The following is a 14674-nucleotide window of genomic DNA, read 5'->3' as shown; positions in this document are numbered from 1 at the left end:
CGCGGCCGCGGCGCCCTGCGCGCCCGCGCACGGACGCGGCCTCGGCTATCTCCGCGGCACCGGGGCCGCGAGGACCGCGGCCCCTTCGAATACGGCGGACCCTTCGAATACGGCGGACCCACCGAGGAGGCCGGACTCGCCGAGGGGGCCGGACTCGCCGAGGGCCGCGGCGAGCAGCTCCAGGAAGTGGTCCACGGGACCGATGCACGCCACCGCCGCCCCGCCCGAGATCCGCCCGGCGTAGGGCAGCAGTCTCTCCCGGGTCGCCCGGCATGCCGGCAGGTCGCCGACGGCGGCCTGGGCCGCGCCCTGCAGGCAGGTCATGGTCAGCCACGACCAGTCCGTCGGCGGGGCCGGCCATCCTTCCCCGGCCAGTTCCCGGGCCTCGTCCAGACGGCCCCGGGCGCACAGCTCCAGCACCCGGGCGTCGTGGTCCACGCTGGGGTGGATGCCGGCGATCTGGTCGATCAGCGGCCCGGCGTCGGCGATGGCGCCGCGCTGGTAGCACAGCATGAGGCGGCCGTTCGCCACGACCGCTCCCGCGCACCACATGCCGAGCCGCTGGGCCTGGCGCCCCGCCTCGTCGTACACGGCCTCGGCCTCGTCGAACCGGCCGGCCAGGACGAGCCGGTTGGCCCGCCACATGGTGTGCTGGAACCGCGGCCACGGGAGCCGCAGGTGATCCAGCATGACGTCGCAGCGCGCGGCGGCCCGGTCCGCCGCCTCCAGATCGCCTGTCTCCAGCCTGTGGTGGGTGTCCATCATGTGCGCGAGCAGTTCGAACCCCGGCGACCCGGTCACCAGCGCGAGCCCGTGCAGCTCTTCGGTGATCTCCATGATCTCGCCGAGGCGGGTCGACTGCGGCACGCACAGGGCGCGGGCGTTGAGCGCCCGCATCAGCAGCCGCGGGTCGCCGATCCGGCGCGCCATCGCCACCGCCTCCGCGGACAGGGACAGGCAGCGGGCGCCGCCGTACAGCTCCTGGGCCAGGCCCGCCAGCAGCAGGGTCCGCTCGGCGCTGTCGGTCTCGGGGAGCCGGCGCAGGGTGTGCTCGAACTGCTCCACCAGCCGCAGTTCCACCGGCTCGTACGGGTTGCGCAGGGTCCACAGTGCCGGGGCGTCCAGTGCGGTGAGGGCGCGGGCGGTCAGTTCCGGGCCCGCTCCGGCGCGGTTGGCGACGCGCAGGGCCTGCGCGCGGACCTGGCGGGCGCTCATCGCGTCGCCCGCTTCCAGCAGGGCGCGCACCTGCTGCAGCAGGAGCTCCACGTGCTCGGCGGGATCGCCGCCGCAGGCGCCGTGCGCGGTGACGGCCCGGCCCCACCAGGCGGCGGCCTCCTCGTAGGCCGCGCAGGAACCCGCCTGCTCGGCCGCCGCGCGGGCCCAGTGCGCCGTCTCGCGGTAGGCCGCCGGACCCGCCTCCACCGCGTGGTGGGCGATGGTCGTCACGTCGGCGCTCGGTTTGGCCGACAGCGCCGCCATCACCTCCCGATGGATCATCGCCTTGCGCAACGGCGGCACGTCGCCGATCAGGGCCTCTCTGACCAGGTCGTGGACGAATGTCATGCACCCCTCGCCGGTGGTGATGAGCCCCGCCTTCGCCGCCCGGTCCAGCAGGCCGTAGGTGTGCGTCGCGCCCGGCTCGGAGGCCTGCCGCACCTCCGCGACCAGGCCGGGATCGAAGTTCCTGCCGATCACCGCGGCGATGCCGAGCACCTCGGCGGTCTGCGGCCCGAGCAGGGCCAGCCGCCGCCTGATCAGATCGGCCACCGCGTCCGGCACGACGTCCAGCCCCTGGCCCTCGGCCAGCAGCCGGGCGCTCTCGCAGACGAAGAACGGATTGCCGCCGCTCCGCTCGGCCAGGCGATCGGCCTCGGGGCCGCCCACTTTCACGCCCATCTCCTTGGCGAGGGCCCGGACCTCGGCGCCGGTCAGGCCGCTCAGCCGGATGCGCACCAGATCGTAGCGGGCGAGCTGGTGGAGGACCTCGTCCACCGAGAGCCTGAACGCCCCGCCCGGGGCTGTGCCGGGGTGCTGCGCCAGGTCGCAGTACGCCGCTTCGCGGAACGCGGTGACCAGGGTCAGGGAGACGTCCGCGGCCCGCGTCCCGGACAGTACGGCGACGTCCCGGAGCAGTTCGAGCGTGGCGGAGTCGGCCCAGTGCAGGTCGTCCAGGACGATCACCAGCGGCCGGAGCCGCGCGGCCTCGACGAGCCACTGCGCGACGATCCGGTTGCGGTGCCGCGAGCCCGTCCCGGACGGGCCGGTGAGCCGCTCGTCGTCCAGCAGCCCCGCCAGCGCCCGGCGGTCCGGGGGCGGGACGGATTCCGCCAGGGCGCGCAGCACCTGCAGCCACGGCCACAGCGGCGGCACCCCCTCCCCCTCGTGGCAGCGCCCCCACAGCACCAGGTAGCCCAGTTCGGCGCAGTCGTCGCGGAACGCCTGCAGCAGCCGGGTCTTGCCGATGCCGGGCTCGCCGCTGACCGCGGCGGTCACCACGCCGTTCCGGTCCGGCAGGACGGGAAGGGTCGTCAACGTCGCGAGCTGCCGGCGCCGTCCGATCAGGTGCCCGCGGGCCGGTCCCGGCGGAGGAACCTCGGCGGGTGCGGACGGGTGCGGCAGCGTGACGGACTCGGGCGGGAAGTCGAGCGAGCGGGCCTGCCGGAGGATGTCCTTCTCCAGCGCCTGCAGCTCGGGCCCCGGATCCAGGCCGAGTTGCTCGGCGACGGCCTTCCGCGCCCGGCGCAACGTGGCCAGCGCGTCGGCCTGCCGCCCGCTGCGGTAGCGGGCCAGGGCGAGCAGCCACCACAGCCGCTCGCGAAGCGGGTGTTCCTCGGTCTCGGACTCCAGCTCGTGGACGACCACCTGCGGACGGCCGAGGTCCAGCAACGCCTGAGCGCGGCGCTCGATCGCGGTCAGGCGCAGCTCGTGCAGGCGGTTCACCTCGGCGATCGCCCACAACTCTCCGGTGAACTCGCCGTACGGCCGGCCGCGCCACAGCCGCAGCGCCTCCTCCGACAGGGCGAGCGACTCGGCGGGCGGGCGCCGTTCGGCGTCGGCGACGAGCCTGCCGAAGCGCAGCGCGTCGACGTCCGGCGCGGCGATCAGGTAACCGGGCCGCCGGGCGACCAGGAGCCGCGGCGGGGTGCGCGGCGCCCGGTCCGGCTCGATGGCCCGGCGCAGGTTCGACACGTGGACGTGGATCGAGGCCAGCGCGTTCACCGGTGGCGCACCGTGATAGAGATCGTCGATCAGGGTGTCGGTGGAGACGACCGTGCCCGCCGAGGCCACCAACCGGGCCAGGAGGGCCTGCTGCCGGGGACCGCCGATGTTGACGGGGACGCCGGCCGCGTACACCTCGAATGGACCCAGAACCCGGAACTCCACGCTCCTTTCGTCCTCCGGTCGCCCGTGGAGCGACGTGTCGATTTCACTGTCCGATTGCCCTGCTTCGCTGTACCGCACATTGCCCCCTGGCGAAGAGTGGTTCGCGACGTCTGGCCCCAGGATCGCCCGACAATCGCTCCGCATCGTCACTCGCGAGACGGATTCCGACTCAACCGGGAGCGGGATGCCCCCTATTACCGCAGCATGTTCATTGCCATAAATCCTCACATAAAGGATGAATGGCCCCTATAAAGTCATACACAGAGTCGAAAGTTGTCATATGAGTATTGATCTGACATTTCATCAAAACGGATCGTCTTCGTCGGCCACCGGACGACAGCCGCCGGACGACGGTGCAGGCCGTACCGCGTCAGGGCCCGTCACCCGGGGTGCGGACCGCACGTCCCCGCGCCGCGCCCTGACCGGCCCGGAGGCCCGGTGACCCCCGTGTTAGCCTCTTCGCCGTGGCCAGCCTTGACGTCATCACCGAGCGCTCCGACCCCGCCGTACAACGGATCATCGATGTCACGAAGCCTTCGAGGTCCGTCGTCCGCACGGCGCTGATCGAGGACCCCGAGCCGCTCCTGCAGAGCATCCGCGCCGGGGTCGAGCTCATCGAGGTCTACGGGCTGGAGACCGTTCCCCTGCCGGGCGACCTGCTCGCCGCGTGCGAGCAGCGCGGCATCCCGGTCCGCCTGCTCTCCCCCGCGATCGCCAACCAGGTCTTCAAGACCGAGAAGAAGCCCAAGGCGTTCGGCATCTGCCGGGTCCCTCGCCCCTGCGGCTTCGCCGACCTGACCGGCGGGAAGGGCGACCTCGTCCTGCTGGACGGGGTGAAGATCGTCGGCAACATCGGCGCCATCGTGCGGACCTCCTTCGCACTCGGCGCCTCGGGCATCGTGCTCGTGGACAGCGACCTCGTCAGCATCGCGGACCGGCGCCTGATCCGGGCGAGCCGCGGCTACGTGTTCTCGCTCCCGATCGTCCTCGCCTCCCGGGACGAGGCGCTCCGCCACTTCCGGGACAACGGCATGCGCCTGGTGGCCTTCGAGGCCGGCGGAGCCCTCACGGTCAGGGACCTCGGCGGCATCGACGAACGCCTCGTACTCATGTTCGGCAGCGAGAAGACCGGCGCGTCGGGCGAGTTCTCCGGCCTCTCCGCCGAGTCGGCGTCGATTCCGATGAACCCCGCGGCCGAGTCCCTCAACGTCTCCGTCTCGGTGGGCATCGCCCTGCACGCGCGGGCCCACCGCAACCTCGCCTAGCGCCGCTGCGGCGGACGACCGCCGCAGCGGGCCGCGGCCTGGCACCGGTCAGCGGCGGAGCGCGTCCGAGGCGTCGTCCTCCATCAGGAAGCCTCCGGACTGGTGGTGCCAGAGCCGGGCGTAGGGACCCCGGGCCTGGAGCAGCTCGCCGTGGGTGCCCTGTTCCACGATGCGCCCCCGGTTGAGGACGACGAGCCGGTCCATCCGGACGACGGTGCTCAGGCGGTGCGCGACCACGAGCGCGGTGCGGTCCTGCATCAGGCGCCACAGGGCCTCCTGGACGAGGATCTCGCTCTCGGAGTCCAGGGCGCTGGTCGCCTCGTCCAGCAGCAGGATCGGGGCGTCGCGCAGGATGGCGCGCGCGAGTGCGACGCGCTGCCGCTGACCGCCGGAGAGCTTGACGCCGCGCTCCCCGACCAGGGTGTCGAATCCGTCGGGCAGCGACTCGACGAACTCCGTGACGTGCGCCGCCCGCGCGGCCCGGAGGATCTCGGCGTCGGTGTCCATGAGGCGCAGCAGCAGCCGGGTCAGGGTGCTCTTGCCTCCGCCGAACTGGCCGACCAGCCCGATCCTGGTCCCGCCGGGGATGTCCAGGTCCAGGTCCTCGAAGAGCGGCGGGCCGTCGCCGTAGGCGAACCTCACCCGCTCGAAGCGGACGCCCGCGCCGGCCGGGCGCAGCGGTTGCGGATCGGGCGGGTCCACCACGGTCGGCGGGACGAGGAGCAGCTCGGTGAACTGGGCCGCCTCGGTGAGCACGCTCTCCATGCGCCGGTATATCTGGTTGAACTCGAACATGATGCTGATCGTGTTCGAGTAGTAGGTGAACGTCACCACGATGGCCTCCACCCCGAGGCCGCCGCGGAGCGCCACGGCGAGGAGCAGGCCCACGGTGCTGGTGAGCACCGACAGCGGGGCGACGACGGTGTCCACCCGGAGGTTGCCGTAGTCCCAGGAGCGCAGGGAGAGCCTGTGCTGCTCGGCGAGCCTGGCCCGGTGCTCGACGGCCTCGCGCTCCTCCGCGGCGAACGCGCGGACCGTGTCCATGTTGGCCAGCACGTCGGCGACGTGGCCCGACACCCGCACCTTCGCCGCCTCGCGTTCGTCGACCAGCGCCTGGCGGCGGCGGATGAGCGGGGCGATGAGGGCGGCGGTGACGACGATGAGGCCCACGAGCACGACGACCAGCAGCGGGTGGTACCGCCACAGCACCACCGAGGCGAAGACCAGGGGGACCAGCTTGGCCATGATCGAGAAGGTGAGCGTGTCGGCGAAGTCCTCGAACCTGGAGGAGAATCCGAGCACCCGTTTGGTCAGTGACCCGGCGAAGTTGTCGTGGAAGAACGCGGCGTCCTTGGCCAGCAGCTCGTCCATGCCCACCACGCCGAGTCTCTCGATGCCCCTGGCGTCGGTGCGGTTCAGGAAGTGCAGCCCCACCCGCCACAGCGCCTCAGCTCACCGCAGTAGTGGCGCAGCGCCAGCAGAACCGCCGACCTCCGCGCGGACGGGCCGTCTCCGGGCTCCTCCGGCGATCCGAGCACAGTCATTCAACCCTCCCGAACGCCGACACCGCCCTGGCCATGTTGCCGCAGGCCGTACGGGGGGAGCGAACGGTTTTCCCGCCGCACCGGTGGTGGGGGCGGGGCACCGGCGGTGGGGGCGGGGCGCCGGCCACCCGTGCGACGGTCGCGGATCACCCCGTGACGGGACGAACCGCACTCGACGCGACATTAGACTTAAGTCATTCGCTGTCTTGAATGATTCGTGTTTACGGAGGTAGGTTGGGCGCCATGACCTCACCCAAGACCCCGACCACCGCCGAGGAGCTGCGCGGGGTGGGCCTGCGGGTGACGGCCGCCCGCGTGGCGCTGCTCGAGACCGTCCGGGCCGGCGACCACCTCGATGTCGAGGCGATCGCCTCCGGGGTGCGCGACCGGGTGGGTCACATCTCGCTGCAAGCCGTGTACGAGGCCCTCCACGCGCTCACCGCGGCGGGACTCCTGCGCCGCATCGAGCCGGCCGGCAGCCCGGCCCGGTTCGAAGGACGCGTCGGGGACAACCACCACCACGTCATGTGCCGGTCGTGCGGCGTCGTCGCCGACGTCGACTGCGCGGTGGGCGAGGCGCCCTGCCTGACCGCGGCCGACGCCCACGGCTTCTCGATCGACGAGGCCGAGGTCATCTACTGGGGGCTGTGCCCCGCCTGCTCCACCAGCGACTCCTGAACACCTCTCGTCCCCTCAGTCCGGAAGGATTCCCATGTCCGAGAACCACGACGCGATCGTCACCGACCCGAAGCCGGAGGAGGCGGGCGGCTGCCCGGTCGCGCACGGGCGCGCCGCGCACCCCGTTCAGGGCGGCGGAAACCACCGCTGGTGGCCTGAGCGGCTCAACCTGAAGATCCTCGCGAAGAACCCCGCCGTGGCCAACCCCCTCGGTGAGGACTTCGACTACGCCGAGGCGTTCAACAGCCTCGACCTCGCGGCCGTGAAGCGGGACATCGCCGAGGTGCTGACCACCTCGCAGGACTGGTGGCCGGCCGACTTCGGCAACTACGGCCCGCTCATGGTCCGGATGGCCTGGCACAGCGCCGGCACCTACCGGATCACCGACGGCCGCGGCGGCGCCGGGGCCGGCCAGCAGCGCTTCGCCCCCATCAACAGCTGGCCGGACAACGCCAACCTCGACAAGGCCCGCCGCCTGCTGTGGCCGGTCAAGAAGAAGTACGGCCAGCAGATCTCCTGGGCCGACCTGCTGATCCTCACCGGCAACGTCGCCCTGGAGACGATGGGCTTCAAGACCTTCGGCTTCGCCGGCGGCCGCGCGGACGTCTGGGAGCCCGACGAGGACGTCTACTGGGGCCCCGAGACCACCTGGCTCGGCGACGAGCGCTACAGCGGCGACCGGGAGCTCGAGAACCCGCTCGCCGCGGTCCAGATGGGCCTCATCTACGTCAACCCGGAGGGCCCGAACGGCAACCCGGACCCGCTCGCCTCGGCCCGCGACATCCGTGAGACGTTCCGCCGGATGGCGATGAACGACGAGGAGACGGTCGCCCTCATCGCGGGCGGCCACACCTTCGGCAAGACCCACGGCGCGGGCCCGGCGGAGCACGTCGGCCCCGACCCCGAGGCCGCCCCGCTCGAGCAGCAGGGCCTGGGCTGGAAGGGCGCCTTCGGCACCGGCAAGGGCGGTGACACGATCACCAGCGGTATCGAGGTCACCTGGACGAACACCCCGACGCAGTGGGACAACAGCTTCTTCGAGATCCTGTTCGGCTACGAGTGGGAGCTGACCAAGAGCCCCGCCGGAGCGCACCAGTGGCGGCCGAAGGACGGCGCCGGTGAGGGCACCGTGCCCGACGCCCACGACCCGGCCAAGCGCCGTGCCCCGGGGATGACGACGGCCGACATCGCGCTCCGGGTCGACCCGGTCTACGAGCAGATCTCGCGGCGCTTCCTGGAGAACCCCGACGAGTTCGCGGACGCCTTCGCCCGCGCGTGGTTCAAGCTGACCCACCGCGACATGGGGCCGGTCGCCCGCTACCTCGGCCCGGAGGTCCCTTCCGAGGTGCTGCTGTGGCAGGACCCGCTCCCGGAGCGGACGTACGAGCTCGTCGCCGCCGAGGAGATCGCCGACCTCAAGGGCCGGATCCTCGCCACGGGCCTGTCGGTGTCCGACCTCGTGTCCGCCGCGTGGGCGTCGGCCGCGTCCTTCCGCGGCAGCGACAAGCGCGGCGGCGCCAACGGCGCGCGCATCCGCCTCCAGCCGCAGAGCGGGTGGGAGGTCAACGACCCCGACCGGCTGGCGACGGTGCTGCGCACCCTGGAGGGCGTCCAGGAGGCCTTCAACGCCGCCCAGACCGGTGGCAAGCGGATCTCGCTCGCCGACCTGATCGTGCTCGGCGGGTGCGCCGCCGTCGAGAAGGCCGCCAAGGAGGCCGGCTTCGACGTCGAGGTCCCCTTCACGCCGGGCCGCGTGGACGCGTCGCAGGAGCAGACCGACGTGGAGTCGTTCGCCGCGCTCGAGCCGGCCGCCGACGGGTTCCGCAACTACCTCGGCAAGGGCAACCGGCTGCCGGCCGAGTACCTGCTGATCGACCGGGCGAACCTGCTGACCCTGAGCGCCCCCGAGATGACGGTCCTCGTCGGCGGCCTGCGCGTCCTGGGCGCGAACCACCGGCAGTCGCCGCTCGGCGTCTTCACCGCGACCCCCGGGACGCTGACCAACGACTTCTTCGTCAACCTGCTCGACCTGGGCACGGAGTGGAAGTCGACGTCCGCGGACGCGACCGTGTTCGAGGGCCGCGACGCCGCCACGGGCGAGGTCAGGTGGACCGGCACCCGCGCCGACCTCGTCTTCGGGTCGAACTCCGAGCTGCGCGCGCTCGCGGAGGTCTACGCAAGCGACGACGCGAAGGAGAAGTTCGTGACGGACTTCGTCGCGGCGTGGGACAAGGTCATGAACCTCGACCGGTTCGACCTCGCCTGACGATCCCGGCATCGTCCGACGATCCCGGTGTCCGGGCCGGCCCGCGAGGGCCGGTCCGGACACCGCCGGTTCCGGCCGGCCCGTCACCTCGCGACGGCACGGCCGTTCCTCGCGATCACCGACACCGCCGGCCCGCTCGCACCCCGGGGGCGCAGGAGCGCGTCGAGCGCCCACGGTCCCGGGCCGAGCACCGCGACGAGGAAGAAGGACCAGCAGAACAGCGCCGCGAGCTCACCGCCGTTGAGCAGCGGCAGGAGGTGGTCCGGCTGGTGCACCGTGAAGTAGGCGTACGCCATGGAGCCGGAGCAGACCAGCGCGCCGAGGCGGGTGAGGAGCCCGGCGAACACCAGGGCCCCGAAGACGAGCTGGATCAGCGCCGCCCACCAGCCGGGCCAGGTGCCGAACGCGACGGCCTGGCCGGTGCCGCGGTTGCCGCCGAAGACGCCGAAGATCGACGCCAGCCCGTGGAACAGGAACAGCAGGCCCGTCACGGCGCGGAAGAGCGAGAGCACTGGTTCAGAGAACCGGTCGAGTCTCGTCATCGGCCCGGCTCCGATCGGTTCGTCCCCCATCGGCTCACCTCTCGGTCTCGGACTGGTAGGCGCATCGTTTCCCCCCTCGGTCACGGCCATTTCCGCCAACTGACGTGCTCAATATTCCGCCGGCCCCCAATTACGTCAACCAGAATTGGCGAAATTTGAGATTCGACTACGGTGGAGCCCATGGACGCGACGTCGGGAGACCTCGAAGCGCTCGGCCTGCTGGCGGAGCCGCAACGGGCCCGTCTCCACGAGTTCCTGGCCGCCAACGGGCCGTGCACCCGCCAGGAGATCTGCGAGGCCCTCGGCATGGGCCGGACCCTGGTCGCGTTCCACCTGCTCAAGCTCGAACAGGCCCGGCTCGTCGCGACGGTCGACGAACCGGCGGGCACCGGCCGCCGCGGCCGTCCCGCCCAGCGCTACCGGGCCACCCGGCGCGAGCTGAACGCCTCCGTGCCGCCGCGGCGCTACGAGCTGCTCGCCGAGATCCTGCTCCGCGCCGCCCGGGAGCAGCTGCCCTCCGAGTCGTTCGCCGAGGCCGCCGTCCGCGCGGCCGTACGGCGGGCCGCCGGCTGGCCGCCGAGCAGGCCGCCCCCGACGCCCCCGACGCCCTCTGGGACCTCCTCGGCCGGCTCGGTTACGAACCCGCCGCCGACGGCGGCTCCGTGCTGCTGACGAACTGCCCGTTCCAGCGGATGCGCGCGGTCGACACCGAGCTGGTCTGCTCGGTGAACGCCGCCCTGGCCCGGGGCTGCCTCGACGGCCTGAACGCCTCGGAGCGGTTCACCGCCCGGCTGCGGCCCTGCCCGGACAACTGCTGCGTGCTCCTCGAACCCGCCGCCTAGCGCCGCCGGGGTTCCGATGCGGCCGACGCGCCCAGGACGTCACCCGGCACGAAGGCGAACACGGCGCCTCAGCCCTGGTACGGCGGTGCGACGCCCCAGCCCCATCGCGGCACCGGCGCCTGCCGCACGGGTGCGGCCCCGGGCTGGGAGTTGGCGAGGGCCAGGCGGGTGCCCCACTCGATGTAGCCCATGAACGCGGCGCGGAACTCCGGGTCGTCGGGCAGGCCGACCTCGTCGGCGGCGTCGGCCAGCAGGCTCACCCAGCGGCGGCGCTGGGCCTCGGTGATCGCCCGGTTCAGGTGCATGCCCAGCATATGCGCGTAACCGCCCCGCTCGCCGGTGTAGCGCGCCGGGCCGCCGAAGACCTCCGCCAGCCACATGGCGACGTAGCGGGGATGGCCGGGGTCCATGTGGGCGAAGAGCGGCCCGACCACGTCGTCGGCCCGGACCGTCTCGTAGAAGCGTTCGGTGAGGCGTTCGAGCGTCTCGGTCCCGCCCATCCAGTCGTACAGGGTGGGGACGGCGCCGCCGGCGCCGCGCACCGCGGCCGGCTCGTAGTGGCGCATCTCCTCGATCATGCCGATGTAGGGCCGGACCTCCGAGAGGAATCCGGGGAACAGCTCGCCTCCCCGGAACCCCTCCAGGTGGTCCTTGGCGGAGGTCCAGGTGATCCGCAGGATGTAGGAGGCGGGGTCGTCGGCGCAGCGGCTGAGCTCGTAGTCCGCGCACTGCGGCGCCTGCGCGAGGAGGAGCGCCGCCCTGCCGTAGGCCTCCTCGAACGCGGCCGACCGGTCGTCGGGGATGCGGTAGCGGATGTACTCAACGATCATGGTCGTCCTCCGGAGGGTCCGATCGAGGTCTCCGGCCAACTATGCATCTCCTGTAATCATGTAATCAATAGTGGAGATCGTTTTTCGGGGACCCGCCCGGGGACCGGCCCGGTATCGGACGCCTCCGCCGGGATCGCGGTGCGCGGACCGGTGCCCGGCCTCACCACAGACCGTGATCGCGGGCGTAGACGGCCGCCTGGGTGCGGTCGCGGAGGCCGAGCCTCTGCAGGATGCGCGATATGTGATTCTTCACGGTCCCCTCGCTGAGGAACAGGTGCTCGGCGATCTCCCGGTTGGTCGAGCCCCGGGCGATCAGCCGGAGCACGTCGATCTCCCTGGCGGTCAGGGAGGCGTCCGGCCCGGCGCCGGCCGGACGGCCAGGACCGACGCCAGCCGCGCCGCCGCCGCCGGGTCGAGCTGGGCGATGCCGGCGTGCGCGAGCCGTACGGCGGCGGCCAGTTCCCGGGCCGGCACGTCCTTGAGCAGGTAGCCCGTCGCGCCCGCGCGCAGCGCTTGGACGACGTACTCCTCGTCGTCGAAGGTGGTGAGCATGACCACCCGGACGCCGGGAGCACGGTCGCGCAGGACGGCGACGGCCTCGACCCCGCTCATCCCGGGCATCCGGACGTCCATGAGCACCACGTCGGGCGCCAGCGCGACCGCCTGCTCCACCGCGTCGTGCCCGTCCGCCGCCGTGCCGACCACGGCGATGCCGGGCTGGATGCCGAGCAGCGAGGCGACGGCCTCCCTGATGAGCCGCTGGTCGTCGACGACCAGGACGCGCACCGCCCGGTCGGAGGTCTCCGGCGGCGCCGGGTCCCCCGCGGGCGCCGGCACCCCCGGGGTCTCGACGGGCACCGAGGTCTCCGAGGGCGCCAGCGTCTCCGAGGTCTCCGGGGTCTCCGGGGTCTCCGGGGTCTCCGGGGTCTCCGGGGTCACGGTGCGGTCCGCCGGGGGATCGTGACGGTCAGCCGGGTCCCGCCGCCGGGCGCGGAGCCGATGTCGACCCGTCCCCCGGCCAGGTGCACGCGCTCGCGCATGCCGAGCAGGCCGTACCCCTCCTTCTCCGGCGCGAATCCGCGGCCGTCGTCGCTGACCACCAGCTCGGCGCCCGCCGCACCCAGGGTCGCCGACACGGAGACGCGGGTGGCGCGCGCGTGCCGCCTGGCGTTGGTGATGCCCTCCTGGGCCGCCCGGTAGACGGCCCGGAGCGCCGCCGGATCGTGCCCGCTCTCCTCGCCGGCGACCTCCAGCGCCACGGCCACGCCGTCGTCCGCCTGGCCCTCCACCAGCTCGGCCAGGGCGCCCGCCAGGTCGAAGGGCCCGCCTCTCTCCTCGCGCAGGGTGCGGACCGACCGCCGGACGTCGTCCAGCGCGCGCCGCGCCGAACCGTGCGCGTCCGCGACCGCCCGGTCCGCCGTGCCGGCGTCCAGCTCCCGGAAGGCCGCGGCCTTCTCCAGCAGCACCACGACCGCCGTCAGGTGGTGCCCGAGGTCGTCATGGATGTCCCGGGCGACCCGGTTGCGCTCGGCGGCGGCGGAGAGTTCGGCGACCCTGGCGCTGGAGGCGGCCAGTTCGGTCCTGGCCCGCCGCTCCTCCACGGCCACCGCGGCCATGGCGACCGCCAGGACCAGCCCCACGGAGAACATCAGCAGGTCGGACACCTGCTCGACGTCGGCGTACCAGCGCGGGTCGGCCGCCGCGCCCGCTCCCGCCAGCGACAGGACGCAGGCCACCGCCAGCACGACCGCGACCGTGCGGCCGAAGGCGAAGTACGCGGTGAACGGCACCAGGACGAACAGCACCCGCGACAGGCCCGACCCGTCGGCGGCCGCGACGACCGCGAACAGCACGGTCCGCGCGCCGAGCAGCACGGCCGCCCACCGCCGGGGCGTGCCCTCCGGATGGCGGCGCCGCTCCAGCAGGTCGAGTCCGGCCAGCGCGGCCAGGCCGCCGGTGAACAGCGCCGGCCGGGTGTCGCCGAGTCCGGCCAGCCAGGCGTACACGCCCGCCACCAGCACCGCGCCGTAGAGCACGGGCGACACCCACGGCATGGGGCGGGAGAGGGACATGCCCGCCAGACTACGGCCGGACCGCACGCCGCTCCACCCGCCCCTCCCCCGCTCCGGTACGCCGCTCCACCCGGCTATCCCACGGCCCGGTACGGCACGGCCGCCGGCCGGGGCGACGCCTCGCCCCGCCGCAGCGACAGCGACAGCCAGATCAGCGATGCGGCGACCAGCACGTGGACGACGCTGTTCAGCGGGGTGTCCGGCAGCGGTGCGAGCACGGCCAGCAGCACCAGCGTGACGCCGTAGCCCACGGCGGGGACGCGCGGGAAGACCCCGGTGCGCAGCATCGACGCGGAGAACAGCGCGGTCCCGATGACGAAGAGCGCCATGCCCCCGAGCAGCGCGAACCTGGTCGGCCCGGCGAGCAGCGCCTTCACCACCGCCGGGTCGAGGAAGAAGACGACGAGGTTGAGCGCGAAGACGACACCCGCGAAGAGACTGATACCGATCATGTTCACGGCGTAGGCGAAGATGCCGAAACGCCCCGAGGAAGAGCTCTGGTGCAGGTGGAAGGCGATCAGCGCGGGCGGGCCGAAGGCGATTCCGAGGCCGAGGACGATGCTGGTCGCGGCGGTCTCGCCGGTGAACGCCTCGATCGCTCCGGGCACGCCGACGGACAGCGCCAGGACGACGCCGCACACCATGCCGAAGCGCGACATCCAGGAGAGTGACACGGGAACTCCTTCCGTGACGGACTGGGGAACGGTCCGACGGTAGAAGCGGGGGACCCGGCCGGATAAGTACCGGAGGTCACGGTGACGGCATGGTCCGCGGAGCCGGAGGACACGTGCCGTCCGGCCCGGCGGATCCCGGCCGTGTCGGAGCGGACACCACGGTGGACCGGCGCCATCGGAGCCGCCCCGGCGGATCCCGGCCGTGTCGGAGCCGGGATCCGCGGTGGGCCGGCGCGTCAGCGCGGGGTGAGCAGCGCGACCTCCCGGCCGAACCCGGCGAGCAGCGCACCGCCGGCGGCCGGGGCGAGCGGCCCCACCGGCAGCGGGAAGACCAGTTCCGCCCCGATCTGGTGGCCGGTCCGCAGGTCCCGGACCCGCACCGTCCCGTCCCGTCCGGTGGCGACGGCGGCCCGCCCGCCCGCGGCCGTGACGGTCATGGTCCGCACCGGATCACCGGTCAGCGGCTCGCCCACCGGGTGACCGTCACGGAGGTCCCAGACGCGGACCGTCCCGTCCCGGCTCCCGCTGACGGCGACGGGCCGCCCGTCCACCACCGTCGCGGCCACCGCCGTCACCC

General features: G+C 73.0%; 13 protein-coding genes and 1 pseudogene. 5 read left to right on the top strand and 9 right to left on the bottom strand.

What is annotated here, in order from left to right; translation table 11 throughout:
* Positions 1 to 45 precede the first annotated feature (45 nt).
* Positions 46 to 3384, bottom strand: coding sequence for a BTAD domain-containing putative transcriptional regulator (locus tag ACWJ6R_RS15590; RefSeq protein WP_449062908.1), 3339 nt, complete (start codon positions 3382 to 3384; stop codon positions 46 to 48).
* Positions 3385 to 3848: 464 nt separating this feature from the next.
* Between ACWJ6R_RS15590 and nshR the strand changes: the two genes are divergently transcribed.
* A complete protein-coding gene (gene nshR / locus ACWJ6R_RS15585) occupies positions 3849 to 4649 on the top strand; it encodes an NshR/TsnR family 23S rRNA methyltransferase (protein ID WP_449062907.1) in 801 nt (266 codons plus the stop codon).
* A 48-nt stretch (positions 4650 to 4697) separates the two neighbouring features.
* Here nshR and ACWJ6R_RS15580 read toward each other — a convergent pair whose 3' ends face one another.
* Positions 4698 to 6083 (bottom strand): ABC transporter ATP-binding protein, encoded by a 1386-nt coding sequence (locus tag ACWJ6R_RS15580; RefSeq protein ID WP_449062906.1) that lies wholly within the window; start codon positions 6081 to 6083, stop codon positions 4698 to 4700.
* Between the two features lie 353 nt (positions 6084 to 6436).
* On the opposite strand from ACWJ6R_RS15580, the gene ACWJ6R_RS15575 reads away from it, so the two are divergent.
* The gene (locus tag ACWJ6R_RS15575) at positions 6437 to 6871 is read left to right on the top strand and encodes a Fur family transcriptional regulator (protein WP_449062905.1); all 435 of its coding nucleotides are present in this window, start codon (positions 6437 to 6439) and stop codon (positions 6869 to 6871) included.
* Between the two features lie 34 nt (positions 6872 to 6905).
* The gene (gene katG / locus ACWJ6R_RS15570; protein WP_449062904.1) at positions 6906 to 9137 is read left to right on the top strand and encodes a catalase/peroxidase HPI; all 2232 of its coding nucleotides are present in this window, start codon (positions 6906 to 6908) and stop codon (positions 9135 to 9137) included.
* 83 nt (positions 9138 to 9220) lie between these two features.
* Here katG and ACWJ6R_RS15565 read toward each other — a convergent pair whose 3' ends face one another.
* Entirely contained in the window at positions 9221 to 9709 is a 489-nt protein-coding gene (locus tag ACWJ6R_RS15565) for a DoxX family protein (RefSeq protein WP_449062903.1), read from the bottom strand.
* Between the two features lie 150 nt (positions 9710 to 9859).
* Between ACWJ6R_RS15565 and ACWJ6R_RS15560 the strand changes: the two genes are divergently transcribed.
* Both ACWJ6R_RS15560 and ACWJ6R_RS15555 read left to right on the top strand, forming a co-directional pair.
* On the top strand, positions 9860 to 10351 hold the full coding sequence (locus ACWJ6R_RS15560) for an ArsR family transcriptional regulator (RefSeq protein ID WP_449062902.1): 492 nt from the start codon (positions 9860 to 9862) through the stop codon (positions 10349 to 10351).
* The gene (locus tag ACWJ6R_RS15555; protein WP_449062901.1) at positions 10342 to 10521 is read left to right on the top strand and encodes a hypothetical protein; all 180 of its coding nucleotides are present in this window, start codon (positions 10342 to 10344) and stop codon (positions 10519 to 10521) included. The genes ACWJ6R_RS15560 and ACWJ6R_RS15555 overlap by 10 nt, the downstream gene beginning before the upstream one ends.
* Before the next feature lie 68 nt (positions 10522 to 10589).
* Here the strand turns inward: ACWJ6R_RS15555 and ACWJ6R_RS15550 are convergent, their stop codons facing one another.
* From ACWJ6R_RS15550 to ACWJ6R_RS15525, 6 genes and pseudogenes are all read right to left on the bottom strand, one after another.
* Positions 10590 to 11351: a globin domain-containing protein gene (locus ACWJ6R_RS15550; protein ID WP_449062900.1), complete on the bottom strand. Its 762-nt coding sequence runs from the start codon at positions 11349 to 11351 to the stop codon at positions 10590 to 10592.
* Between the two features lie 160 nt (positions 11352 to 11511).
* Positions 11512 to 11676: a response regulator transcription factor gene (locus ACWJ6R_RS15545; RefSeq protein WP_449062899.1), complete on the bottom strand. Its 165-nt coding sequence runs from the start codon at positions 11674 to 11676 to the stop codon at positions 11512 to 11514.
* Positions 11677 to 11693: 17 nt separating this feature from the next.
* Positions 11694 to 12290, bottom strand: a complete 597-nt coding sequence (locus tag ACWJ6R_RS15540) for a response regulator (RefSeq protein WP_449062898.1) — start codon at positions 12288 to 12290, stop codon at positions 11694 to 11696.
* Positions 12287 to 13423 (bottom strand): sensor histidine kinase, encoded by a 1137-nt coding sequence (locus ACWJ6R_RS15535; protein ID WP_449062897.1) that lies wholly within the window; start codon positions 13421 to 13423, stop codon positions 12287 to 12289. The genes ACWJ6R_RS15540 and ACWJ6R_RS15535 overlap by 4 nt, the downstream gene beginning before the upstream one ends.
* Positions 13424 to 13497: 74 nt before the next feature.
* On the bottom strand, positions 13498 to 14097 hold the full coding sequence (locus ACWJ6R_RS15530) for a hypothetical protein (RefSeq protein WP_449062896.1): 600 nt from the start codon (positions 14095 to 14097) through the stop codon (positions 13498 to 13500).
* Positions 14098 to 14333: 236 nt separating this feature from the next.
* Positions 14334 to 14674 (bottom strand): annotated as a pseudogene (locus tag ACWJ6R_RS15525) (hypothetical protein); the annotation flags it as partial.

It is taken from the genome of Planomonospora algeriensis (assembly GCF_977012225.1).
The sequence above is the reverse complement of the archived record's forward strand: the minus strand, read 5'-3'. Positions and strand labels throughout refer to the sequence as shown.

Bases quoted from the DNA above. Each gene is read 5' to 3' on its own strand.
- ACWJ6R_RS15575 (WP_449062905.1), top strand. From the start codon at position 6,437: ATGACCTCACCCAAGACCCCGACCACCGCCGAGGAGCTGCGCGGGGTG.
- katG (WP_449062904.1), top strand. From the start codon at position 6,906: ATGTCCGAGAACCACGACGCGATCGTCACCGACCCGAAGCCGGAGGAG.
- ACWJ6R_RS15565 (WP_449062903.1), bottom strand. From the start codon at position 9,709: ATGGGGGACGAACCGATCGGAGCCGGGCCGATGACGAGACTCGACCGG.
- ACWJ6R_RS15560 (WP_449062902.1), top strand. From the start codon at position 9,860: ATGGACGCGACGTCGGGAGACCTCGAAGCGCTCGGCCTGCTGGCGGAG.
- ACWJ6R_RS15550 (WP_449062900.1), bottom strand. From the start codon at position 11,351: ATGATCGTTGAGTACATCCGCTACCGCATCCCCGACGACCGGTCGGCC.
- ACWJ6R_RS15535 (WP_449062897.1), bottom strand. From the start codon at position 13,423: ATGTCCCTCTCCCGCCCCATGCCGTGGGTGTCGCCCGTGCTCTACGGC.